The sequence below is a fragment of the Parabacteroides sp. PFB2-10 genome, assembly GCF_029893085.1.
In the GTDB taxonomy this organism is placed as follows: Bacteria; Bacteroidota; Bacteroidia; order Bacteroidales; family Tannerellaceae; genus QVMG01.
Map to the genome: position 1 here is coordinate 60,233 of NZ_JARXWI010000011.1, position 23,802 is coordinate 84,034.

26 protein-coding genes and 2 pseudogenes are annotated in these 23,802 nt (G+C 44.2%); 22 read left to right on the plus strand and 6 right to left on the minus strand.

From position 1 onward, the window contains the following. Positions 1–448 precede the first annotated feature (448 nt). The 8 genes from M2137_RS10790 to M2137_RS10825 all read left to right on the plus strand — a co-directional run bounded on the left by M2137_RS10790 (position 449) and on the right by M2137_RS10825 (position 8,941). Positions 449–1,834 carry a 1-acyl-sn-glycerol-3-phosphate acyltransferase gene (locus M2137_RS10790; protein ID WP_280766450.1) on the plus strand — a complete coding sequence of 462 codons (1,386 nt, stop codon included), beginning with the start codon at positions 449–451 and terminating at the stop codon, positions 1,832–1,834. A gap of 10 nt (positions 1,835–1,844) precedes the next feature. After that, positions 1,845–3,068, plus strand: a complete 1,224-nt coding sequence (locus M2137_RS10795; protein ID WP_280766451.1) for a beta-ketoacyl-[acyl-carrier-protein] synthase family protein — start codon at positions 1,845–1,847, stop codon at positions 3,066–3,068. Between the two features lie 22 nt (positions 3,069–3,090). Next, positions 3,091–3,333 (plus strand): phosphopantetheine-binding protein, encoded by a 243-nt coding sequence (locus tag M2137_RS10800; RefSeq protein ID WP_280751880.1) that lies wholly within the window; start codon positions 3,091–3,093, stop codon positions 3,331–3,333. Between the two features lie 84 nt (positions 3,334–3,417). Further along, positions 3,418–5,916 (plus strand): MMPL family transporter, encoded by a 2,499-nt coding sequence (locus M2137_RS10805; RefSeq protein ID WP_280766452.1) that lies wholly within the window; start codon positions 3,418–3,420, stop codon positions 5,914–5,916. Then, positions 5,913–7,376: an NAD(P)/FAD-dependent oxidoreductase gene (locus tag M2137_RS10810; protein ID WP_280766453.1), complete on the plus strand. Its 1,464-nt coding sequence runs from the start codon at positions 5,913–5,915 to the stop codon at positions 7,374–7,376. Before M2137_RS10805 ends, M2137_RS10810 begins: the two co-directional genes overlap by 4 nt. A 14-nt stretch (positions 7,377–7,390) precedes the next feature. Continuing rightward, positions 7,391–7,993 carry an outer membrane lipoprotein carrier protein LolA gene (locus tag M2137_RS10815; RefSeq protein WP_280766454.1) on the plus strand — a complete coding sequence of 201 codons (603 nt, stop codon included), beginning with the start codon at positions 7,391–7,393 and terminating at the stop codon, positions 7,991–7,993. Between the two features lie 126 nt (positions 7,994–8,119). Further along, the gene (locus tag M2137_RS10820; RefSeq protein ID WP_280766455.1) at positions 8,120–8,560 is read left to right on the plus strand and encodes a pseudouridylate synthase; all 441 of its coding nucleotides are present in this window, start codon (positions 8,120–8,122) and stop codon (positions 8,558–8,560) included. 6 nt (positions 8,561–8,566) lie between these two features. After that, on the plus strand, positions 8,567–8,941 hold the full coding sequence (locus M2137_RS10825; RefSeq protein ID WP_280766456.1) for a hypothetical protein: 375 nt from the start codon (positions 8,567–8,569) through the stop codon (positions 8,939–8,941). Here M2137_RS10825 and M2137_RS10830 read toward each other — a convergent pair. Continuing rightward, the gene (locus M2137_RS10830; RefSeq protein WP_280766457.1) at positions 8,918–9,451 is read right to left on the minus strand and encodes a hypothetical protein; all 534 of its coding nucleotides are present in this window, start codon (positions 9,449–9,451) and stop codon (positions 8,918–8,920) included. The genes M2137_RS10825 and M2137_RS10830 overlap by 24 nt on opposite strands. A gap of 310 nt (positions 9,452–9,761) precedes the next feature. Between M2137_RS10830 and M2137_RS10835 the strand changes: the two genes are divergently transcribed. From M2137_RS10835 to M2137_RS10865, 7 genes and pseudogenes are all read left to right on the plus strand, one after another. Beyond that, positions 9,762–10,349, plus strand: coding sequence for a type 1 glutamine amidotransferase family protein (locus tag M2137_RS10835; protein WP_280766458.1), 588 nt, complete (start codon positions 9,762–9,764; stop codon positions 10,347–10,349). Positions 10,350–10,393: 44 nt separating this feature from the next. Next, a pseudogene (locus M2137_RS10840) lies at positions 10,394–10,780 on the plus strand (VOC family protein); the annotation flags it as partial. Between the two features lie 15 nt (positions 10,781–10,795). Next, positions 10,796–11,059 (plus strand): zinc ribbon domain-containing protein, encoded by a 264-nt coding sequence (locus tag M2137_RS10845; protein WP_280766476.1) that lies wholly within the window; start codon positions 10,796–10,798, stop codon positions 11,057–11,059. Positions 11,060–11,095: 36 nt separating this feature from the next. Then, positions 11,096–11,572, plus strand: a complete 477-nt coding sequence (locus M2137_RS10850; protein ID WP_280766459.1) for a YdeI/OmpD-associated family protein — start codon at positions 11,096–11,098, stop codon at positions 11,570–11,572. Between the two features lie 23 nt (positions 11,573–11,595). Beyond that, positions 11,596–11,988 carry a VOC family protein gene (locus M2137_RS10855; protein ID WP_280766460.1) on the plus strand — a complete coding sequence of 131 codons (393 nt, stop codon included), beginning with the start codon at positions 11,596–11,598 and terminating at the stop codon, positions 11,986–11,988. Between the two features lie 40 nt (positions 11,989–12,028). Continuing rightward, positions 12,029–12,779 (plus strand): annotated as a pseudogene (locus tag M2137_RS10860) (N-acetyltransferase). A 97-nt stretch (positions 12,780–12,876) separates the two neighbouring features. Next, complete coding sequence (locus M2137_RS10865) at positions 12,877–13,266, plus strand: DUF4440 domain-containing protein (protein ID WP_280766461.1); 390 nt, start codon at positions 12,877–12,879, stop codon at positions 13,264–13,266. A 572-nt stretch (positions 13,267–13,838) separates the two neighbouring features. Here the strand turns inward: M2137_RS10865 and M2137_RS10870 are convergent. Next, entirely contained in the window at positions 13,839–14,456 is a 618-nt protein-coding gene (locus M2137_RS10870) for a CatB-related O-acetyltransferase (RefSeq protein WP_280766462.1), read from the minus strand. A 147-nt stretch (positions 14,457–14,603) separates the two neighbouring features. On the opposite strand from M2137_RS10870, the gene M2137_RS10875 reads away from it, so the two are divergent. Further along, entirely contained in the window at positions 14,604–15,398 is a 795-nt protein-coding gene (locus tag M2137_RS10875) for a helix-turn-helix domain-containing protein (protein WP_280766463.1), read from the plus strand. A gap of 33 nt (positions 15,399–15,431) precedes the next feature. Here M2137_RS10875 and M2137_RS10880 read toward each other — a convergent pair whose 3' ends face one another. After that, positions 15,432–15,791 (minus strand): four helix bundle protein, encoded by a 360-nt coding sequence (locus tag M2137_RS10880; protein WP_280766464.1) that lies wholly within the window; start codon positions 15,789–15,791, stop codon positions 15,432–15,434. A gap of 172 nt (positions 15,792–15,963) precedes the next feature. On the opposite strand from M2137_RS10880, the gene M2137_RS10885 reads away from it, so the two are divergent. From M2137_RS10885 to M2137_RS10900, 4 genes are all read left to right on the plus strand, one after another. Continuing rightward, a complete protein-coding gene (locus M2137_RS10885) occupies positions 15,964–16,338 on the plus strand; it encodes a VOC family protein (protein WP_280766465.1) in 375 nt (124 codons plus the stop codon). Positions 16,339–16,407: 69 nt separating this feature from the next. Continuing rightward, positions 16,408–17,538, plus strand: a complete 1,131-nt coding sequence (locus M2137_RS10890) for a GyrI-like domain-containing protein (RefSeq protein ID WP_280766466.1) — start codon at positions 16,408–16,410, stop codon at positions 17,536–17,538. Between the two features lie 26 nt (positions 17,539–17,564). Continuing rightward, complete coding sequence (locus M2137_RS10895) at positions 17,565–18,395, plus strand: DNA-formamidopyrimidine glycosylase family protein (RefSeq protein WP_280766467.1); 831 nt, start codon at positions 17,565–17,567, stop codon at positions 18,393–18,395. 48 nt (positions 18,396–18,443) lie between these two features. Then, positions 18,444–19,193, plus strand: coding sequence for a DUF5131 family protein (locus M2137_RS10900; protein ID WP_280766468.1), 750 nt, complete (start codon positions 18,444–18,446; stop codon positions 19,191–19,193). Positions 19,194–19,206: 13 nt separating this feature from the next. Here M2137_RS10900 and M2137_RS10905 read toward each other — a convergent pair whose 3' ends face one another. After that, positions 19,207–19,653, minus strand: coding sequence for a GNAT family N-acetyltransferase (locus tag M2137_RS10905; protein WP_280766469.1), 447 nt, complete (start codon positions 19,651–19,653; stop codon positions 19,207–19,209). A gap of 258 nt (positions 19,654–19,911) precedes the next feature. On the opposite strand from M2137_RS10905, the gene M2137_RS10910 reads away from it, so the two are divergent. After that, entirely contained in the window at positions 19,912–20,688 is a 777-nt protein-coding gene (locus M2137_RS10910) for a class I SAM-dependent methyltransferase (RefSeq protein ID WP_280766470.1), read from the plus strand. Between the two features lie 27 nt (positions 20,689–20,715). After that, complete coding sequence (locus tag M2137_RS10915; protein WP_280766471.1) at positions 20,716–21,288, plus strand: N-acetyltransferase; 573 nt, start codon at positions 20,716–20,718, stop codon at positions 21,286–21,288. Positions 21,289–21,895: 607 nt separating this feature from the next. Here M2137_RS10915 and M2137_RS10920 read toward each other — a convergent pair. Both M2137_RS10920 and M2137_RS10925 read right to left on the minus strand, forming a co-directional pair. Beyond that, entirely contained in the window at positions 21,896–22,879 is a 984-nt protein-coding gene (locus tag M2137_RS10920) for a nucleotidyl transferase AbiEii/AbiGii toxin family protein (RefSeq protein ID WP_280766472.1), read from the minus strand. Continuing rightward, entirely contained in the window at positions 22,876–23,601 is a 726-nt protein-coding gene (locus tag M2137_RS10925; protein ID WP_280766473.1) for a DUF6088 family protein, read from the minus strand. Before M2137_RS10925 ends, M2137_RS10920 begins: the two co-directional genes overlap by 4 nt. Positions 23,602–23,802 lie beyond the last annotated feature (201 nt).

A 23,802-nucleotide genomic window follows, 5' to 3' on the forward strand; every position in this document is an offset into this window, starting at 1 on the left:
TGATAACTCGGCAAGCCTCGCATAAAGAGATGATATCTTCAATTCCTTCCCGATTTGAAGATCTCACCGTGTATTTTGTACACGCACCTTTTCATTTGTTAAAAACTCGATTGTAAGCAAAACCACCCCTTTTGCTTACAAATCCATACGTTAAAAAATGTTTCTCCCGGGAGTTTGTCTCCGAAGTCCCTCGTTTTTGCGCACAAAGTCCCGCCGAAATTACAAATCGTAAATTAGGGGTTTCATCGAAAACAAGCAAATTAACGTTTATTTACATTTTTGTAATATGAGAAAAAAACCAAGATCTACCCGAAATAGACTATGAGGGGAAAAAGAAAAAAACTATTTTTGCACTTCCAATTGAATGAATGATAAATAATTAAATGTTGACCGGCCTAATGGGAGGTGTGTGTACCGGAAACATTGGGTTCAGAACTATGATATTTATATGACAGAAACAAGTAAACAAGCGAAAAAAAATGTGCGGAAAGATCGTCCGGGGGTAGGTTATAAGTCCTTTAAGGCCTATGTGCGTTTTATTTTTTCGGGGTTGTACAACCGTAAAACCTATGTGGTCGACCGCGCGAATATACCGGAAGAGGGGCCTTTGATGATCGTATCAAACCATCAGAACAGCCTGAACGATGCCTTGGCATTGGTTATGGCCGTTGGTGAGAGAGGCGGCAAAAAGGTACGCGCCATTACCCGGGCCGATGCCTTCAAACCGCCGGTAGCAAAACTGTTTCGCTGGATCGGGTTGATGCCTGCCTTTCGCTTGCAATACGACGGTGCGGAGACGCTTTCTAATAATACCCATTCGTTTAGCGAAGCCTCCGAGGAGATCCTGAACGACGGTACGGTAATTATCTACCCCGAAGCCGGACACCAGGATAAACATTGGCTGGGGACGTTCACCTACGGCTATTTGAAAATCCTTTTCGATGCCGCCGAAGCCAGTCATTTCGAGAAAGAGATCTATCTGTTGCCCTCTTGTAACCATTACGAGGATTATTTGGGGGTGCAGACCGATATGATGATCCGTTTTGGTAAACCGATCGATTTATCGCCTTTTTATGAATTGTACCAGACAAAGCCACGTACGGCTCAACGGCAGATCAACGCCCTGGTGCGGGAGCAGATATCCGACATGATGCTGGATATAACCGATCTGGACAATTACGAGTCTATCGATTTCCTACGCAATACCTACGGCATAGACTATGCGCGCCGGAAAGGGTTGGATCCCGATAAATTGCCGGAGAAGCTTGCTGCCGATAAATTGTTGTTCAAAGAACTAAACGACAAGAAAGAGGCAGGCGAGAAGGCGGTAGAGAATGTGTATTGCGATGCCTTCTGGTTAAACAGGCAGATACGCAAATGGAAGATCGATGATTCTTTTTTCGACAAGAAGCCGTCTGTCGGGAAGATCCTATTAAAAGCTGTGTTGCTGCTGGCTCTGTTTCCCCTTTTTATTTTGGGGGCAATCCCTAATTTGTTCGTCGTTTTTACACCGGAACTTATTAATAAAAAAATAAAAGATTTTATGTTTCACGGAACTATACGGGTGATATTTAATGTGTTAGTTGGTGTTCCGGTTACTTGTTTGGTGCTTTTGATCAGTGTCTGGACTATCTCCGGATCATTTTTACTGGCTTTGATATCTATTGCGATCTTACCGATTCTGTTTATCTTTGCCCACTATTATACGAAAGCATTAGTAAAGTGCATGAAAGAGATCCGATTTAGGATTCTGTCGGCAAAAGGGGAGTTGAGCGAACTCGTTACTGTCCGACAACGTATGTATGAAACAATTCACAAACTGTTGCAACAATAATATTAAGGTAATGAAGAGAAGAGTTGTAATAACCGGGATGGGTATTTATTCTTGTTTAGGGAAAGACCTGGAAGAGGTGCGCCAATCGTTGTATGATGGCAAATCAGGAATTATATTTGATCCGTCACGAAAAGAATTAGGGTTCCGTTCGGCCTTGACGGCTCACCTGGAGGTGCCCAATCTGAAAGGCGTATTAAGCCGGAATCAACGTGTCTATATGCCGGAAGAGGCGAATTATGCCTATATGGCTACCAAAGAAGCGTTGGATCATGCCGGAATCGATGAGGATTTTCTCAACCAACATGAGGTTGGACTATTATACGGAAATGACAGCACAGCGGAAGCCGTAATGAAGAGTGTCGACACGATGCGCGAGAAGAAAGACACCACCATGATCGGTTCGGGCGCTATTTTTCAGTCTATGAACTCGACGGTGACGATGAACCTTTCCTGTATCTTCAAACTCAAAGGAATCAACCTCACCATATCAGGTGCTTGTGCCAGCGGATCGCATGCGATCGGCCTGGGTGCCCTGTTGATCCAATGGGGATTACAAGACTGCGTAGTCTGCGGAGGTGCGCAGGAGGTCAACCCCTACTCTATCGGCAGCTTCGACGGCATCAGTGCCTTTTCGGTACGCGAAAGCGATCCGACAAAAGCCTCGCGCCCATTCGACAGAGACCGTGACGGCTTGGTTCCCGGAGGGGGAGCCGCTACGGTGATCATCGAAAGCTACGAATCAGCCGTGAAACGCGGGGCACCTATCCTGGCAGAGATCTGCGGATATGGCTTTTCCTCGAACGGCGATCATATCTCGGTACCTAATGTCGACGGACCGGCACGTTCGCTGATGATGGCGTTGCGCGAGTCGGGCATGGATATCCGCGATATCGGTTATATCAATGCACATGCTACCTCAACGCCGGTTGGCGACAAAAACGAGGCAAAAGCGATCGATAGTGTGTTTGGCGACTACAAACCGGAGGTGACTTCCACCAAGTCGCAGACCGGACACGAGATGTGGATGGCGGGGGCCAGTGAGGTGATCTATTCCATGCTGATGATGCAAAACGGTTTTATCGCACCGAACCTGAATTTCGAAAACCCCGACGAGGACTCGGCTAAGCTGAATATTCCTGACAAGCGGGTAGAGAAAAACTTCGATGTGTTCCTCTCCAACTCGTTTGGTTTCGGGGGAACCAACTCAACACTGATTGTAAAGAATCTGAAGTAATATATATAAATGAATGGTAAACATGGAGAAGCAAGAGATTATTAATAAGGCAAATGAGGCGATGGCCGAAGAGTTCGAGATCGAATTGGGCGATATCACGCCCGATGCCATTATCAAAGACACATTGGATATCGATAGTTTAGGACTGGTGGACCTGGTGGCCCTGATCGAAAGCCTGTTTGGCGTGAAGATACAGAATACGGAGATCGCATCGATTCAGACATTCCAGGATCTGTATGATTATATCGAATCAAAAATGAATTGATCATTTATCGAATAGAAAACAGAGATAGAGACACAGAGACGCCGCGTCTTCTGTGTCTCTGTGTTTTAACTAATTGTGAGCGATATGGAAAAGATAACGATACTGATCTACCGCTATTTTCGGAATCATAAAGGGGTATTCTACACGATCATGCTCTCTACGCTGTTGCTCTTCGGCTATTTCAGCTCGAAGATAGCGTTTGAAGAGGATATATCCAGCCTGCTTCCTGCCATTCAGGAAGATGGAGCGGAGAAGCTGGCCTTTTCGGAACTGAAGGTAAAAGATAAGATCTACCTGCAGTTTACGGCGGCCAACGACACCGTCACGCCCGAACAACTGGCGGCGGCCTGTGATGAGTTCACCACTCTCCTGTTGGAAAAAGACAGCGCGCAGCTGTTGATCGGCAGCATTTTTTCCGAGATAGAGCGTTCGGTGTTGCAAAATGCCATCAGTTATCTGTATGAAAACGCGCCGATCTTCCTGACCGAAGAACAGTATCCGCTATTAGATTCGCTGATGCAACCGGAGGCGTTAGACAGGCAGATGAGTGAGAACTATTCCTTATTGACCTCCATGGCGGGACGTGCCTACCGCGGTATGATCACCCAAGATCCGATCGGATTGCGCAATGTCTTTATCTCTGGCGTCGCCGGAGGCGGACTCGGAGGCAACTATACGCTCTACAACAGTCACCTATTCTCGCCCGACACCACGGTTGCTTTGGCATTTCTGGCGCCGAAGTTCAAGTCGTTAGACTCCAAGTCGGCTACCCGCTTGGTCGATCTCTTAGACAAAGAGGTGGCGGCTTATAAGGATTTAAACCCCAATATAGATATTCTTTTCCATGGAGCACCCGTGCAGAGTGTCTCCAATTCGCGGCGTATCAAGCAGGATTTGCTCCTGACAGTGAGCATATCGCTGGCTATTATATTCATACTTCTGTTGGTTTGTTTTAAGAACAAACGCACGTTGTTCTACTTAGTCGCTCCGGTTATCTATGGCATCCTGTTCTCTTTGGCCGTGATATACCTCATGAAAGGGAGTATGTCGCTTATGGTACTCGGCATTGGAGCCATCGTGATGGGAGTAGCCTTCAGCTATTGCCTGCATATCATCTGCCATCATAAGTATGTAGACGCTCCGGAAAAGATACTCGAAGACCAGACTGTACCGCTGTTTATTGCCGCTTTGACAACCATCGGTGCCTTTGCCGGGCTATTATTGACCGAATCGGAGATGCTACATGACTTCGGTTGGTTTGCATCATTGGGCATCTTCGGCACCTTGGTGTTTGCACTGATCTTCCTGCCTCAGTTCCTGAGTACCAAGAATAATAAACGTTCGGAAAAGGCTTTTGCTACATTGCAGAAGATCAATGCCTATCCGCTCGACAAGCCCTGGCTGGTGGGTGCCTTGGTCATTATAAGTATCGTCTGCTATGTTGCTTCGGGAAAGGTGGAGTTCGATTCGAATCTCCGCAACCTGGGGTACGATAATCAGCAGATCGCCCGTTCCAAACAGCTACTGGCATCCAAAACAACACAGAGTTATGACTCATTTTATTTTGCCACCGTGGCGGATGACCTGGAGTCGACCCTGTCGCTGACGCAGCAGCTTGCAGCCGGATTGGATGAGATGGAGGCGGCAGGTGATATCAACGGCTACACCTCTTCGCTTGCCTTCTTTGTGCCCGAAGCGGAACAACGCGAACGTATTGCCCGCTGGAAAGTCTATTGGACGGAAGAGAAAAAGACGGAAACACGCCAGCGTATTGTGGATACCAGCAAGAAATACCGCTTTTCGGAAAACACCTTTACCCCCTTCTACCAACTATTGGAAAAGGACTTCCAGCCAGCATCCCTTTATGAGGCTAATGTATTGCCGGAAGCGATTATGAGCAATCTGATCGAAGACTCGGAAGGACGCTATGTGATGTTTACACCGGTGCGTATGCACAAGGATGATCTCTGGAAGGTGGGTGAGCAATTGACGGAGAAGGGTGTTTCTTTTATCGTGCTCGATCCGATGTATTATGCCAGCGATATGGTGAAAATGGTGCATAATGACTTCAACACCATCCTGGCGATCTCTTCTCTTTTCATTCTGATTGTCCTGTTGATCTCCTACCGAAGTATCGTATTGACCCTTCTGGCATTCCTGCCGATGGGGCTGAGTTGGTATATCGTGTTGGGATGTATGGCGATATTCGGATTGAAATTCAATCTGATTAATATCATCATCTCCTCTTTTATCTTCGGAATCGGGGTCGATTATAGTATCTATATGATGGACGGCCTGTTGGAAAAGACCCGGGGAAGCAAGCGCGACCTATTAGCCTATCATAAGACAGCGATCTTTTTCTCTGCTGTGATCCTGATCATTGTGATCTGTTCCTTGCTCTTTGCCGTACATCCGGCGATCCAATCGATCGGCATTGTCACGCTGATTGGCATGAGTGCTACGATCCTGATCACCTACTCGATGCAGCCGTTCTTCTACCATCTGTTGATTACCAAGCGGATCGCCAAAGGCAAAAAGCCCATCCTGGAGAAATGGATCCGGATCAATTCGACTGAAAAATGAAGCAGGATGTTGCCATAATCGGATGCGGCCTGGCCGGGCTTCAGTGCGGATATATCCTGTCGAAGCGAGGCTACAGGGTTTGTTTGTTGGAACAGCATAGCCAGATTGGTGGCTGCCTGCAGACATTCCGCCGGCAGGATGCCCTGTTTGATACCGGTTTTCATTTTGTGGGCGGACTGGATGAGGGGCAACCCCTGCACCGCCTGTTCCGTTTTTTCGATCTCTTAGACCTGCCCTGGCAGCGATTAGATGAGGAGGGATTTGCCGAAGTGCATCTGAATGGGAAGACTTACCGCTTACCTTCGGGCTATGAGCGCTACGTTGACTACCTCTCCACGGCGTTTCCTCATCAAAAAGATCAACTGAAGAAGTACATAAACTTGCTCCAAGATGTAGAGACAAACCTCTTTCAAAGCCTGACAGGCGAGGCCAATAGTGCGGAATACTTCAATCGTTCGGCCTGGGATTTCCTGGAAGAGACAATCGACGATCCTCTGTTGCGCAATATCCTATCGGCGACTTCTCTGACGATGGAGCTCGATAAGGAGCATCTGCCGCTTTATGTATTTGCTCAGATCAACAACTCATTTATCCGCAGCTCCTGGCGATTGCAAGGGGGCGGCTCATTGATTGCCGACAGGCTGGCGGAGACTATTCGCCAAAACGGCGGAACTATCCTGACAAATGCCCGGGTAACCGCCCTGACAGAGACCGACGAAAGGATCACAAGCGTGACCTATAACGACACGGAACGGCTGGAGGCCGACTGGTTTATCTCCACCCTTCACCCGGATCAGACGCTTTCTCTCATTCCGGAGACGCGATTGATACGCAATATCTACCGCAAACGCATCGCCTCTTTAGCGAATACATTCGGGATGTTTACCGTACATATCCGCCTGAAAAAGGGAATACTTCCTTATCAGAACAAAAACCTCTTTCTCTATTCCGGCCAAGAGGTATGGAATTATTCACCGGAAGACACGACGTCCCCCGTGATGGTTAATTATTATGCGCCGGAGGAGGGCGCTTTTGCCGAGCAGATCGATCTGTTGACTCCGGTTCGCTGGGAGGAGGTATCGTGTTGGGAAGAGACCACGATCGGCCGAAGAGGCGACGACTACAAAGCCTTTAAGCAGCAAAAAACGGAAGCCTGCATAGCGGTTGCCAACGCTCATATACCGGGTTTGCAGGAGGCGATCGAGAAGGTGTACACCAGTTCGCCCTTGACCTACCGCGATTATACCGGCATCCCCCAGGGATCGGCCTTTGGGATACAGAAAGACTGCAACAATGTGATGGGCACATTGATCCCCGTTCAAACGCAGATTCCCAATTTGTTATTATCCGGACAAAACTTAAATTTGCATGGTGTATTGGGCGTTTCCATGACCTCACTCTTCACTTGTGCGCGGATTGTCGGGATGGAAGCATTAAAGAATGAATTAATAACTGAGTAAAATAAAGTTAGATTATGAAAAGAATATTGATAAGCCTTACGCTGTTATTTGCCACGGCTACGGCCTTTGCGCAAAGCGGCACAGCCATTTTAGATAAGATTAAAGAGGCGAACAAATCACTGACCAGTATCACAAGCGACTTCAAACAGACCATGCATCTGACCTTTATGGATGAAGATGTGTTGTCGAACGGCAAGTTCTACTACCGGAAACCGGATCGTATGCTGCTCAAATACAGCCAGCCCGAAGGCGAGATGATGCTGATCAAAGGTGATGAGATCACGATGGTCATGATGGATCAACACACAAAGGTATCGGCTAAGTCCGATCCGGCCATCGAACTAATCCATACCATCTTCTCTTCCTGCCTGGAAGGAGATGCCCGGAAGATCAAGGATGCGACGGTTGACGCCGTTGAAAAGGGGGATTATTACGAGGTGATCATCACGATTCAGGGCGATAGAGCCCAAAATATGAAGGGTGTAAAGGTGCATTATGATAAAAAAGAGATGGCGCTCTCCCTGCTTCGCACAGAAGATCCGGACGGAGGGTATACGGTGTATGAGTTGGTAGGGAAGAAGTTGAATCAAGCGATAGCGGAGGAGACGTTTCAATAAAATTATGAATTGTGAATTATGAATTATGAATCGAAAATCGCTATCTAAGCTCCCCTCCTGCCAGAGGAGGGGGTGGACCGTTGCTTGCAACGGTGGGGTGGTGGGAGAACCAAACATAAAGCAATTATGAATGAAAAACTGAATATAGACGCACGTGAACTGTTGCCACAGAAGGGGCGGTTCGTGATGGTCGATCGGCTGATCCGATGCGACGAAGAGGTAACCCTGTCGACCCTATCTATCCGGGAAGATAATATTTTCATCGACAACGGCCGCTTCCTCGAAGCCGGCATCCTCGAACACATGGCACAAACAGCAGCCGCCCGCAACGGTTATATCGATAAATATGTACAAAAGGGCGAAGTGAAACTCGGCTTTATCGGCGAGATCAAAAACGTATCGATCGACCGCTGCCCGGCGGTAGGCGAGACACTGACTACCTCGGTGACCATTGTCAGCGAGATCTTTTCCACGCTCCTGATCCATATCGACGTAACATCGGCCGGCGAGCCGATTGCCTCCGGAGATATGAAGATCGCCATGACCACCATCGTCTCACAAGAATAAACAACCATGCAACTACTTCATTCCTTTTTCCAAATCACAGAAAAGACTTCCCTTGCGGAAGAAACGAAATACCGTATCCATCTGAATGCTGCGCATCCGATCTACGCGGATCACTTTCCCGGGAACCCCATCACGCCGGGAGTCTGTATGATTCAAATAATCAAAGAACTGGTCAGAGAAACGATCGGCAGCGATTTGTTCCTCCGCAAGATCGTACGCGTTCGCTATCACCAGGTGATCGACCCGGTAGCCACACCCGATGTGGAGCTCTCCATACAGATACTGCCACAGGAAGACAATGACTATAAAATAACAGCCATCTTCTCTACCGGCGAACAAAAGTGTGCGCAGTTTAATTTACTTATTCAACCCCTTCCCTGACTTCATTGCCTTCAGGATATTCTTGCGCACCGTGCGCATAGAGGGTAGCAGTATATCCGGTTCCATTATATCGAGCATCACGCGAAGTTCTCCAAGAAGTTCGGGTATCTGACGGCATAGTTCGTAGGCGAGTTTCATACAAAGCGATTGCACCCCCGGAAGCTCATCTTTGGAAAACATACGCTCCAGACAAAAATCCAACAGATCGATACGGGGAGGATTGGCAAATGGCTGCTTGAATAACAGAAGCAGGAAGAGCCTTCGTTTGCCAGGATGTGAACAAACAAGCACCTCATCGATCAATTCATCTTGTCGGGCAAACAGCCATTCGTTGTCCTCCGGACTAAAATGGCAAAAGACCCAGGCCGCCTGATACGCCACCATATCGTCCGCGTCAAACAGGAGTTTGTACAATTCTTCTTTCCCTTGGTCGCTATTATGCGTCAGATGAACCATCTCGTAAATATCGTTCATCCCTATCCGTTGTGAGAGCCTGGATCTGAAATGCATGGTTTTTATCAACTTTAAGTTTCTGTTTGCAGTAGTCAAAAATAGTGATTTATCAGGAAACCTGAAAAACTTTTTTTGCTCCCTGAAAGGTATACTGATAGCAATAGCACCTTTTTGCTTTACAATATTACAATCGGAGATTGCTTAATAACCCAAGGTATTTTTCGCAATCTGCATTTCAAATGCCTTAATAAAGCTGATGTTGAAAAGTTAAAACAAAAATCTATATCCCCAAAGAGTAAAAGGGTTATTTTTGTACGCAGAGAAGGCATTGAATTATTTAATAAATGAATGATTAAACAAATACACCATGCTCAAAAAAGAAATCATCTTCGTCCTCTTAGACGAGTTCGCCGACTGGGAAAGCACCTACGTTGCCACCTGTCTGAATCAGGGGGTTAAACCCGGGAATCCTGTCAATTACAGAGTAAAGACCCTATCTGTCACAAAAGATCCGATCACGTCCTTAGGCGGATTCAAACTCTTGCCTGATTATGACCTGAATGATATGCCGGACGACTATGCCGGATTGATTTTGATTGGTGGTATGCGCTGGTTCTCGCCCGAAGCGGCACATATCGTTCCACTTGTCGAAAAAGCAATCAAGGAAGATAAAGTAGTTGCCGGAATATGTAATGGATCGGTATTTCTCGGTGCGAACGGACACCTCAACAATGTGAAGCATACAAGCAACGGACTGGATTATCTAAAGCAATTCGCTGGAGAGAAATATACCGGAGAAGCCCACTATATCAACGAGAAAGCGGTCAGAGACGGGAAAATAGTTACCGCTCCCGGAACGGCGCCGATAGAGTTCTGCCGGGAGGTGTTGTATGCCCTGGAAGCTGATACGCCGGAGGCAATCGAAGAGAGTTATAATTTTCTGTCAGGGAAATAGTAGAAGTCAGGTTCCAATCATTAAACAATTAACAACAATACATCATGAAATTCAGCAACGTAAGACTATTAGTCAAAGACTACCGCAAATGTTTCAATTTTTACACCGAGCAGCTTGGTTTGGAAGCCGCCTGGGATATTGGAGAATGTTATGCCAGCTTCAAAGTAGCTGACGGAATAGAAGGCTTTGCCCTGTTCACCTCCGACTATATGGCGCCCGCTGTTGGTAATGCCGACAAGGCGCAACCCACAGGTTACCGTGAGAAGTCCATGATCTCCTTTGAAGTAGACAATGTAGACGAGACCTATCAGGCGTTCCAGGCAAAAGGACTTACATTCATCAACGAACCCACAGATATGCCCGGCTGGGGAATGCGTGTTGTCCACCTCTACGACCCGGAAGAGAACCTGATAGAGTTCTATTCTCCCCTGAAAGCGGATGGAGCAATCTGTCAAAGCTGTGGCATGAACATGAAGTCAGCAGAAGAGTTCGGTACCAATGCCGATGGAACTCCCAACGAGGAGTATTGCCACTACTGCTATCAGAACGGCGCCTTTACCCGCGACGTAACCATGGACGAGATGTTGGAAACCAATCTGAAATACCTCGATCACTGGAATGCAGAGACGGGAAATAACTTCACTCCGGATGAAGCGCGCCCCATATTGCGCGAGTTTTTATCGAGCTTGAAGCGTTGGAAGAAGGATTAAAGTGAAGAATGCTATATATGGGAAACCACACATAATATGGAGAAACCTTTGGTCGACAAACAATACTTGCTCGAAAAGTTTTCCGGCAAAAGTGGTTGGACGTATGCCGAAATCCCCGATATTCAGATTGGCAATCGAGCTTTCGGAATGTTGAAAGTAAAAGGAAGTATTGACGGCTTTGAGGTTGCAAGCTCCCATTTAATGCCTTTGGGCAATGGTAACTTGATGATTCCGATTAAAACCGAAATTCGCAAGAAAATCAAGAAAGAGGCGGGCGATTGGGTGCATATCATTTTATATTCGAATGACGAACCACTTGTTACTCCCGAAGACTTCCTATTGTGCCTGCATGACGAGCCGGAGGCTTTGCAATTTTATCAGTCGCTCAGCGAAAACGAACAACAAGACTATATCAAGTGGATATTCTCCGCCAAGGCAGAGCAAACGAAAGTAGAACGAATAGCCAAAACGCTTGACAGGCTTGCGATGAATCAGAAGTATAACAAAGAATAAAATAGTAGTTATAGAACATTATTATGAAAATAGACCACATAGCCGTTTGGGTAGACGATATTGAAGGGATGAAGGAGTTTTATCTCAAATACTTCGACGTTAGTTGCAACGATAAATACATCAATCCAACAAAGAAATACACCTCTTACTTCCTGACCTTTAACGAAGGAGGAGCACGTATTGAGCTGATGAACCGTCCGGATGTCGCCGAAAACGACCAACTGCGTTATATGCTTAAAGGATTGGCGCACATTGCCCTGACTGTTGGAGGAAAAGAGACTGTCAATGAACTGACTGAACTTTTCCGAAGAGATGGTTACACCATTGCAAGTGAACCACGCACTACCGGCGATGGCTATTATGAAAGTGCCGTATTAGACCCCGAAGGAAATTATATCGAGTTATTAGCAGAATGATTATGAAAAAGAAAGACGGAGATTATAGGAAAGCAATAATATGAATGCCGATTTCATAAATATAACACCTGAAAACATTGCCGACGAGCATCTATGCTGTATTATCCGCAGCAAAGTAATTCATCCGGGTATAGAAGCAAAGCAACAATGGCTTGCAAACCGACTAACTGAAGGTCATATCTTCAGAAAGTTGAATGCAAAGGCAACAGTTTTCATCGAATACGCTCCGCTTGAAACTGCCTGGGGTTCCCATCCTCGGCGAAAACTACATTTATCTTTATTGCTTGTGGGTCTTGGGCGATTACAAAGGGAAAGGATATGCAAAATCGCTGTTGGAGTATTGCATGGCTGATGCCAAAGCGAAAGGCAAATCAGGCATTTGTATGCTCGGATCAACAAAGCAAAAGGCCTGGCTTTCCGACCAATCGTTTGCCAAGAGGTTTGGATTTGAAGTGGTTGATACGACTGATAACGGCTATGAATTACTTGCACTCTCTTTCGACGGAACAACGCCGCAGTTCGCACAAAACGTTAAGACCCAAGAAATAAACAGTGAAGAACTGATTATTTACTATAGTATGCAGTGTCCGTTTGTCTATCAAACCATTGAAGTGTTAAGGCAGTATTGCGACACGCACGATATTCCCGCCTCTTTAATTCAAGTGGATACACTGCAAAAAGCGAAAGAATTGCCTTGCGTTTTCAACAACTGGGCGGTGTTTTATAAAGGACAATTCGAGACGGTAAATCTGTTGAGTATTGAGAACTTAAAGAGAATAATCAAAAAGTAATACCAAGTGCATACTTTCTCCTTCTCTGCCTAGGGCGATCCTAGGGTGTAGCTTGGGTGGACTAAAAGAAGTATCTTTGCATACTAATTAAAGAAGTATGAACATTCTTCATCAAAACAAAATAAAGGCTACGATAATAGCTTTGGAAAAGCAGGCTTTAGAGCAATGGAATAACGGTAACCCCGATGGCTTTTTAGAATTGACATCCGAGGACGTTGTGTATATTGACCCTGCCTTCGAACGTAAACTGGAAGGAAAGAAAGCTCTGGAAGATTATTACAACACGGTTAGAGGTAAGATTAAAATCGACCAATACGAAATGATAAACCCAACCGTACAGTTATCGGCAGACATTGCAGTCCTCACATACAATTATGCCGTTCAAAGAGATGGCCTAACATTCAAAATGAGTTGTACGGAAGTCTATCAATTGAATACTTCTAATCAGTGGAAAATCATACATACCCATTGGTCCTTTAATAAATAAAGGGACAAACTCTATACGACTAATTTGCCTCCATAGTTCAACCCCAAATCACTAATAGGGAACGACGCCGTCGCTAATAGGGAGCGATGCCATCACTAATAGGGAGCGACGAGGTTACCAATAGGGAGCGATTAGGCTGCCAATAGGGAACAAAAAGGATACTAATAAGGAGCGCTGAAAACATCGATAAAAGCGCTGCAGTTATAGTCTGATTATCATTTTGATAGCAAACTACCCTATCCTTGCTTACAGGTAGGGTGATCCTTCGGTATGCCTTCGGTGTGGGTAGGGTGTGGGTAGGGTGTGGATATAAAATTGCAAGATTATCTATGTGTCTTAATTTGAATTAGATATAATTTTTTCGAGTTGATTCTAAAATTTATATAATATATCAAAATGATAGTACATTAGTGAAATTACCTCCATTTTGAAAGTTGACCACTTTAGCTGCTGCGAATGCCTATAATACCTTTGCAGTTAAAAAATAGAGCTGTCAACTAAACCAACCCTTGCCTAATAAACTTAGCAAGAATAGAACACGCCATATCCTCCCTTCCGACTACCTTTGCCGATTATGAACATACAATATCCCCATCCATAATATAAGGTATCGCCTCCCTGATCTTATCTACTGGCCAATCCCACCATTGTAGCTTCAGCAACTCTGCGATAATCTCTTCGTCAAAGCGTTTACGTATCTCTTTTGCCGGTACTCCTCCTACGATGGTATAAGGCGGAACGTCTTTCGTAACCACCGCCCGTGTCCCGATAATAGCTCCGTCACCGATATGAACCCCGGCCATAATCACCGCCTCATAGCCGATCCAGACATCATTACCAATAACGATATCACCTTTATTATCCCAAGCATCCGTCACATTAGCCTTCTCCAATCCCCACTCCTCGTAAAACAAAGGAAAGGTATAATTAGACAACGACTTCAAGGTATGATTCGCACTATTGAAGATAAACTTAGCACCACAGGCAATAGAACAAAACTTCCCGATAATCAGCCGATCTTTATTAATCGGATAATGATATAACACATTATTCTTCTCGAACAGGGTCGGATCGTCAACAAAATCGTTATAGATGGTGAAGTCACCAACAAGAATGTTAGGGTTGTTGATTACTGTATTCAGATAGATGGTCTGAGAGTCGTTTGCTCTCGGATATATTTTTGCATTCATATACAACGCTGCCACTTCATAAGGTTCGTGAATTGATTCCTCTTTGGGTTTGAACTACAAAAGTAGTGCTTTTAAGGTAGATACAGAAAAAATGTCTCTTTTTTACAATGAACTGCTTCGGCAAACGTATATCTTTGCTGGAATAATATGGAAGACTTCCGAATCATACAACCCTCGCCCTTGCTCGCTCCTTACGTCAAGCATTACTGGCTATTGAAAACAGCTTGTGATTCTCCTGCATTGGCACGGACGGTTCCTATGGGTATGATGAATCTGATATTCCATCGAGGTAACCGCCTGTTGTCTATTCATGATAATGAACTTCACCCCCGTGCCTTCCTCAGTGGACAAGAAAAGACTTTTGCTGATCTCGAATACAGTGGACAGGTGAATATGATCTCCGTTGTCTTCCATCCGGTGGGAGTCAAGGCTTTCTTTAATCTGCCAATGAATAAAATCAATAACCTGCGTGTAACAGCTGGAGATTTGGAAGACAAAGAACTGGCAGCATTGGAACAATCGCTTACAAGCACGGAAAACGACAAACTCTGTATCCTATTAATCGAGCAATTCCTCCTAAAACGCCTCAGTCATTTGGCAGAATATAACCTGAAACGGATAGAGACAGCCATTCAACTAATCAATACCGGACAGACCGACATTTCATTACTTGCCAACACAGCATGCCTAAGTACCAAACAGTTCCAGCGCATCTTCTCAGAATATGTAGGCTCCAATCCCAAAGAGTTCTCTCGAACAGTCCGCTTCCAGCGAGCATTACATGTACTTGAAAACCATCCGCAAATCACACTTACCGAGCTGACCTACCAATGTGGCTACTTCGATCAATCGCACATGATTAAAGACTTCAAAGTTCTTTCCGGATATACACCGAGTGAGTATTTAGATGCTTGCCCTCCACACTCCGACTACTTCGGATAGGAAATAGGAGATAGGAGATGGGAGATAGGAGGGCTAAAATCTATTTTGCCGTGTTCTGATTAATCCGGCAAGCATTAAAGTTAATTGTTTTGCTTTTTCTAATAACTCCTTGAAGTGATCGTTAGAGATGTATTGTAATTCTTTAGCAATATACAATTGGGTTCTAAATTCCCCACATGATCCTTTTGCAATGAAAAGATATTGAATGAACTCTTTATTAGTTTGACGCTCAAACCCTTCGGAAATATTACTTGGAATGGACACGGCTGCTCGTTGTATCTGATCTCTAAATCCATAATCTTTACAATCTTTCAGTGATTTGTATATTTGTACACTCAAACGCATACCTTCCTTCCATACTTCTAAATCTTCAAAACTCTTTACTTTTTCCATAGTTTTTTTTCTACGAATATACAAAAACTTAAAAACAGAAACAACCCCTATCTCCTATTTCCTATCTCCTTTCTCCTATCTCCTTCCCCCCCTTCCTCATGTCCCTTTTTTACAATCCCCAGCCATCTACAACCTCTACCTTTGTATTGTCAAATCAATAAAAGTAAAAACAATGAAAACATTAGTGGCATTTTTCGAGATTCCCGCCGCAGACTTCGAGCGGGCAGTAAAGTTTTACGAAACAGTATTTAGTGTTAAACTGGCTTCGATGGACTGTGGTCATGAGAAGATGGCTTTCTTCCCGGAAGAGAATGGATTATGTCCCGGAGCCATTTCATGGTCGTCGGCATTCAATTTCAAACCTTCTGATCAAGGCGTATTGTTGAGTTTGAATATTGAGTCGATGGAAGCTGCTATTCAGTCTGTCGAAAAAGGAGGTGGACGAATCCTCATTTCTAAGACAAAGATAGAAGCAGAGAACAGAGGTTATTTCTCAGTCTTCATCGACTCGGAAGGAAACAGGGTCGGTCTTTATTCCGATAAGTAAGCTCTTTGCACAACAAAAGATGCCTATTTTGGACAACCATATCCGAAATAGGCATCGTATCTTTGTGGTATGAATCAAGCTGATAAACAATACTGTCAGAGTTGCGGAATGCCGCTTCGCTTCGATGTGGAGGAATATATGGGGACTAATTCCGATCATTCCCGTAGCGATGAGTATTGCTATTATTGCCTGAAAGACGGGGATTACACGGTAGATATTCCCATGAGCGAAATGGTGGATATCTGGGTGAAGTATACGGATAAATACAACTGGTATTCCCATACGAACTATACACCGCAGGAATTAAGGACTCTACTAAATAAACGGCTCCCGACACTAAAGCGTTGGCGGCAAAAGGAAGAAACCGAAAGCCTGCATTATAAGGCAGTTAATCGTATTAAAGTGCATATTGACAAGAACCTTTTCGCTGCTCTTACCCCCGAGCAACTGGCTGCCAGGGCTAATCTTTCTTTCTTCCACTTCCGGAAAGTCTTCCGTAATACGACCGGAGAGAATATCGGCACATACATTCAACGTCTGCGATTGGAATACGTTGCTCATCTATTGATTGCGACAGATCAGTCTATTAGCGACATACAACAGCAAACCAATTATGAAACGAAGTTCAGTTTGGCAAAGGCATTTAAGAAACATTTCGGCGTTTCCATGTCAAACTATCGAACGAAATACCAATTAGTAAATGCATCGAAGATATCAGACAATCTTCCCAAGCTTGAAATCCGCCGAATCAATACGCTAAACGCAATCTGTCTGGATGTGAATGGTGCTTTCAAAAACGCCCATAGCTATCAGGCTATTTGGAAGCAACTGAAACATTACAAAGAAAAGCATTTGGTAAAAACAAACAGCCACTTTATAAGCATCAGTCAGGACAATCCACAGGTTACATTGCCCGACTTACGCCGCCTATACATTGGCTTTATTACAAATGAATATGCAATGCCCGAAGGTAAATTCACTTTGCAAGAGATTTCCGGTGGTATGTATGCCGTCTTTACACATAAAGGTAGCTATTCCCAATTACCGAACTTATACAAAACAATCCATGAGCAATGGCTCCCTCATAGCCGGTATACCCAGAAACATCCATTGTCTTTTGAGGTATATCTGAATACGCCCGATGAGGTGGCAGAAGAGAATTTAATAACAGAAATTTATATACCCATAGATAATAAATAACAAATCACCCGAATAATCATATCATTATGTTAGAACTCCCCGAAGTAATTACCCTCAGCAGACAGGCGAACGATACCCTGAAAGGCAAAACAATCACGCAGGTATTCAACGCCACTAAGCCGCATAAATTTACCTTCTACAACAGCGATCCGTTGGAATACGGTAAACTATTGACAGGCAAAACCATATTGTCCTCGCAAGGCTATGGTATGTTTGTCGATTTCCTCTTGTCGGATCAAGTAATGATCAATATCGGCGATGGTGTAAATGTCCGCTACTATGAGCCAGGCAGTAAAATACCTGCCAACTATCAACTGTTACTGGCGTTTAATGATGAGTCGTTTCTTGTCTTTTCCGTTGCCATGTACGGTTTTATCAATGCCTATCCCGATGGCACTATCGACAATAAATACTATACCCTAAGCAAAGAAAGCATCTCCCCGTTGAGCGATGAATACACCCCGATGCAGTTCGAGAAGCTTTTCTTGGAGGCAAAGAAAACACTTTCGGCCAAAGCCCTCCTTGCCACCGAACAACGCATCCCCGGTGTCGGCAACGGTGTAACGCAAGACATACTGTTCAATGCTCGCATCAACCCAAAACAAAAGGTCTTAGCATTGTCCGATTCCCAGAAAGAAACTCTGTTCAATTCTCTGAAAGACACCTTACAGGAAATGACTTTCGAGGGAGGACGAGATACACAGACAGATCTTTACGGCAATAATGGCAATTACCAAACCATCCTGTCGGCTAAGACATGGAAGAACGGTTGCCCCTGTTGTGGCAATACAATCGTAAAAGAGGCCTACTTAGGCGGATCTGTGTATTACTGTCCCGAATGTCAAAAGATAGATTAAACAGATAAAGCATTAAAGTAGTATCTTTGTATACCACTTTAATGTACTATGCCTAAAAACGCTATCGAACCCAAATCGAAGATGTGGAACCTGTGGCATGGCTGTCATAAGCTAAGCGCAGGTTGTCAGCATTGCTACGTTTACCGGGGCGATGCCAAACGGGGTGTTGATAGTAATATCGTTACCAAAACCAAGAACTTCGACCTACCCATCCAAAAGAAGCGGAACGGTGAGTACAAAATCCCATCCGGTTCGTTGGTCTATACCTGTTTCACTTCCGATTTCTTTGTGGAAGATGCCGATGAATGGCGTACGGAAGCATGGGAGATGATACGTCTGCGTAGTGATTTACGGTTTATAATGATTACCAAACGTATCGACCGTCTGATGCAATCCTTGCCCGATGATTGGGGTGATGGATACGAGAACGTAACCATCTGCTGTACTGTTGAGAATCAGGACCGTGCTGATTACCGTCTACCCATCTATAAAGAGACTCCTATAAAACACAAAATCATCATCTGCGAACCGCTTCTGGAGCGAATAGACCTCACGCCATACGATATCGGTTCATGGGCGGAACAGATTGTTATTGGAGGAGAATCTGGCTACAATGCCCGCCCCTGCAATTTCGATTGGATTGTAGAGTTACACAACTTATGTGTAGAGCAAAACGTCTCTTTCTGGTTCAAGCAAACAGGAGCCAAATTCATTAAAGACAACAAACTATACAATGTCAATCGCCGGCTGCAACATTCACAGGCCCGCAAGGCAGGAATTAACTATAACGCACTCTAAAAACCGGATCAGTTTAATTCAACTCCTTCCTTAAGTAAACCATATCAACCAACTGAACTCCCTCTTCGAACATCAGATGGTCGTAATTGTCTGTGAAAAAGTTCTTAATGCGATGAGACAATTCGAACCCGCATTGTTGATAGAATGAAAGGGCCGAAGGAGTTTCTCCCGTACCGACAAGCATTGTTCTATACCTGTTTTTATAGTGCTTTGAGATATGCGAGATAAGTATTTTCCCATATCCTTGTCTATGGAACTGTGAATAAACAGCTATGTTTTTTAACTCGCAAACCTCATTATCTATATGAGCTACAACACATACTGCTTTCAGATCCTCATCATACAAAGCAAACAGATCACCCGCCTCCAGGTAGCGGTCGATCATACTTTCCTGTTCATCGGCCAAAAGCAACAGATCCAGGTATTGCTTTTTGTTTTCTGTTATTTGTTTAATTGTCATTGCTATCAGTTGAATTACAAAAGTAGTGCATTTAAGGTAGATATAGAAAAATATCGTATCTTTGCCACCCTATGACAATTACAAAGAAGGATTTGGTGTAGTAAATAAGTTCCGGCGTCCTGTCGAACTTATCCCTTAGTATTTACTCAGGCATGGTCTTGCCGGAGTTATTTTCATATCTATATAATAATCACTTATGACTTGCGATGGGCGTATGACGTTCCTATCCCGGTGTCATAATAATAACATGAAACAATCATGAGTAACGAAAACAAAACAATATACGATTTCGACTTTAGTTTAATCTGCGAATACTTCGCACAAGTAGAACGTCAGGGGCCGGGCAGTCCCGAAACGACCCGTCAGGCGTTGGACTTTATCGACAACCTGACCGAGGATTCCCGCATTGCCGATATCGGCTGCGGCACAGGAGGACAGACCATTACGCTGGCGCAATATGTGCCGGGCAAGATCACCGCGCTCGACCTCTTCCCCGATTTTATTCAGATCTTCAACCGGAACGCAGAGTGTCTGGGTCTGCAAAGTCGCATGAAAGGCATTGTCGGTTCCATGACTGATCCCCTTCCCTTTGAAAAAGAATCGCTCGACCTATTGTGGTCGGAAGGAGCTATCTACAACATCGGCTTCGAACGCGGACTGAACGAATGGAATCAGTACCTAAAGAAAGGCGGTTACATTACCGTATCGGAAGCCTCGTGGTTTACCGATGAGCGTCCCGATGAGATCAACGAGTTCTGGATGTCGAGCTATCCGGAGATCGATACAATTCCCAACAAGGTCGCCCAAATGCAACAGGCAGGCTACGTTCCAGTGGCCACCTTTGTCATCCCCGAAACCTGTTGGACGGAACACTTTTTCGCTCCATGCCACAAGGCGCAGGACGATTTCCTGAAGAAGTATCCCGGCAACGAGACGGTAGAGAGCCTGATATACAACCAACGCCGCGAAGAGGTTCTGTACAACAAATACAAAGCCTTTTATGGTTATGCGTTCTATATCGGGAAAAAGATTTAATGAATTACACACAAACGTATAAAAGAGATGAAACAAGTAAAAGACATCCAAATCAGAGAAACAAACACGAACGACTTCGACGACATCATGGCGATTGAAAAGCAAGCCTTTGGCTACGACAAAGAGGCCCAATTAGCGGCCGACCTTTTGGCTGATAAAACCGCAGAGCCTATAGTCTCCTTGCTCGCTTTTTATCAGGGAGAGGCAGTCGGGCACATCCTGTTTACCCGAACCTATTTCGACAAGCAGGAAGCACAGCCGATGATGCACATACTCGCCCCCTTGGCTGTCAAGCCGGAATACCAACGGCAAGGCATAGGCGGCATGTTGATCGAAGCAGGCATCGAGAAGCTGCGTGAGAAAGCCTCTACCCTCGTCTTTGTGTTAGGCCATGCGGACTACTACCCGAAGTATGGCTTTCTGCCCGACGCCGCCCGGTTGGGTTATCCGGCTCCTTATCCGATCGCGGAAGAATACAGTGACTACTGGATGGTTCAGGCAATCGACCCGAAAGGATTTGAAATCGAAAAAGGAAAGATTCGCTGTTGCGACGAGTTGAACAAACCCGAACATTGGAGGGATGATGAATCAGATAGGTAGTTGAATTTCAATATTCATCGGTAAAAATATCCATATAAAAGCACCTGGCAAAATCGATTGCCAGGTGCTTTTTTTGCCCTTTGGGAAACAAACCCAAAATAGCAAAATGATATTTTGCCGGGAGAATTTCATCAAAAACCCAGGACTTTGTAAAAAAAGTCCCGGGAGTTAGTATTTGTTAACAATTGAAGTGTAAGCAAAAGAGGGCAATTTTAACTAAAACGCGACTCTTTTGCTTACACTTCGATTTTAGGAATATTCTCTCAATGTATAGGCAGTGTAAACCAGAAATAAATGGTGAATAGGTTACTGAACTCTGTCTTTTGGGGGCTATTTTATGGCGTTTTCGCCAGCCAAAGGCAATAAAAAAAGTCCCACAATATGCTGATATTGTAGGACTTGTCTGTTTTTTGTCGCCTTTTGGCTTTTCTTTCCAGCGGAGAGAGAGGGAACGTTTGTTCCTTTCCAACCGCTTGATATATAAGCCTTACTTATCCCTAAAATTAGACCCTCCCCGATTTGTGCTTTGAAAGAGTTCTGTGATTTGCACCGCATTTCATATATCTACAAAAGTAGCGAATTCCTCTGAATTCACAAGTGTTTATTCTTAATTGTCTATTTTAACCGCCCAGTTTATATCCGTAAGTCGTGTTCGTATTTTTTTCAAAGTCTCCAAGACTGCTTGCTCATCTGGCAACTCTCCGTAAACAAGATTGCGAAAATCTCCGGTATAAGTATTCTTCAACTCACCCCACACACTCTCTGTATCATTAAAAATTAGTGATTCAGCTGGGTGATGAACCAACCACTGATTATTGTTCTTAAAACTGCGAACATCATCATTAGCAACCTTAATCAACATTTCATCGAAAGCAGAACTATTGAAAAAATCATTAAATTCTCTCTGAGATAATAGTTTGTGCAGATCGTATGTGTGCCTAATCTTATTTTTCAAATCCTGTATCGGCATTTCTCCATATGAAAACCGAACCAGGCTCATAATCTTTTCACAGATTGTACGAGTCGTTTCCAGTACTTCAACTTCAAATGGAAGCAAGGCATATTCTTCTGCAATGGAATTCTGGCCATTATCAAGCATCATTTCACCCACAAATGAGACAATGTTTTTTTTGCTGTAAGGCTCATAATATCCTAACCATGTTGCTTCCAACACAATTACATCCCTTACCTGACCATAGTTTCCCTCAAAAAGTTGATTGTAGGTATGCGCAGTTTTCCGAATCATTCCTCTTTTGTGAGTAATACCTTCAATCTCGACTTCCGGTAATTCATCTTCGATCAATTTCCCAATTGCTTTGAGTTTTGATTTCAGCTTATTATCTGTTTCACCCTCATGCCTCAATACGACGAGGTCAATATCTTCTGAGAAGCGTTCTATCATCTTGTAGCACTTCGATAAAGCGGTGCCACCTTTGAAAATTGTATCTTGACCAATTTCGCTATGGAATATCTTGTACAATACGAATGTTACCCAATAATCTTTCTCGATATAAATCGGAGGCAAATCCATTCTCTGTGCAGTAACAAGAATGGCATCGCGGAATAATTCTTTGTTTAGGTGCAGTTTCATTCTATGTTCCAGTTGTTAATGGTTGGTAAGACAGACTTCTTTATGCCTAATTCAAACTTAGTAAGCGGATTAAGACTCTGTTTTAGTTTGTTTGTACTTACTTGATTGTTAATATTTTCCAAGATAGCACCCAGCAGAGCTTTTACTCGTGGTGGATATGACAAAGCATATTTTATCATTTCAGCAATCTGCTTATCACTTAATTTATTGATTAAACTACTTAAAATAACAATACTGTTGTCTGGCGAAGCATCGGGTATGCGTTTTATATCCTTGAGGGCATCGAGCAACTCCAGCAATTTGTAATTGGCATCTGTTACATCAACGTAGCTTTTTACCGTATCAATTTTTAATGCACCTTTATTAACCGAAATACGCCTATCACGGCTAGCAATCTTAATTCGAAAAGCTACCTGTGTGGTCAATTTAAGTCTGCTATAAAGAGAATATCCGGTTTCGTATGCAACTCGCTTCCCATCCTCGAAAAGATAAGGACGTAACATCTCAGTATAATCCGGCTTTAGTTCTCCAAAAACTGTTTGTTTAGGCTTATAAAAAACACCTTTGGACATCTTTTTTATCAAACCTTCTTTTTGCAGACGTTCCAACGCTTTAGCTGCTGTGACATAATCTTCTTTAGCAATGAGCAAGTCAGAGTAGCCAAAAGTTTTACCCTCTGGAAACTTATTTATCCTTGTTCGTATTTCACTTGCTAATGACATGGTACAAAGATACGAATGTTTTTAGAATGTCAAGTTTATTACACAAAAAACATGACATTTTGTATAGGGGGAATTGCAAATAGGCAGATAACCTATTGTAATAGGTTGGAAATTCCATTGAACGTGACCCCCTTCGGCCAATTTAAACTGACCCCTTAAAGTTGCGTTTCAAAACGTGGTCATTTTTGTAGTTGTTTTTGA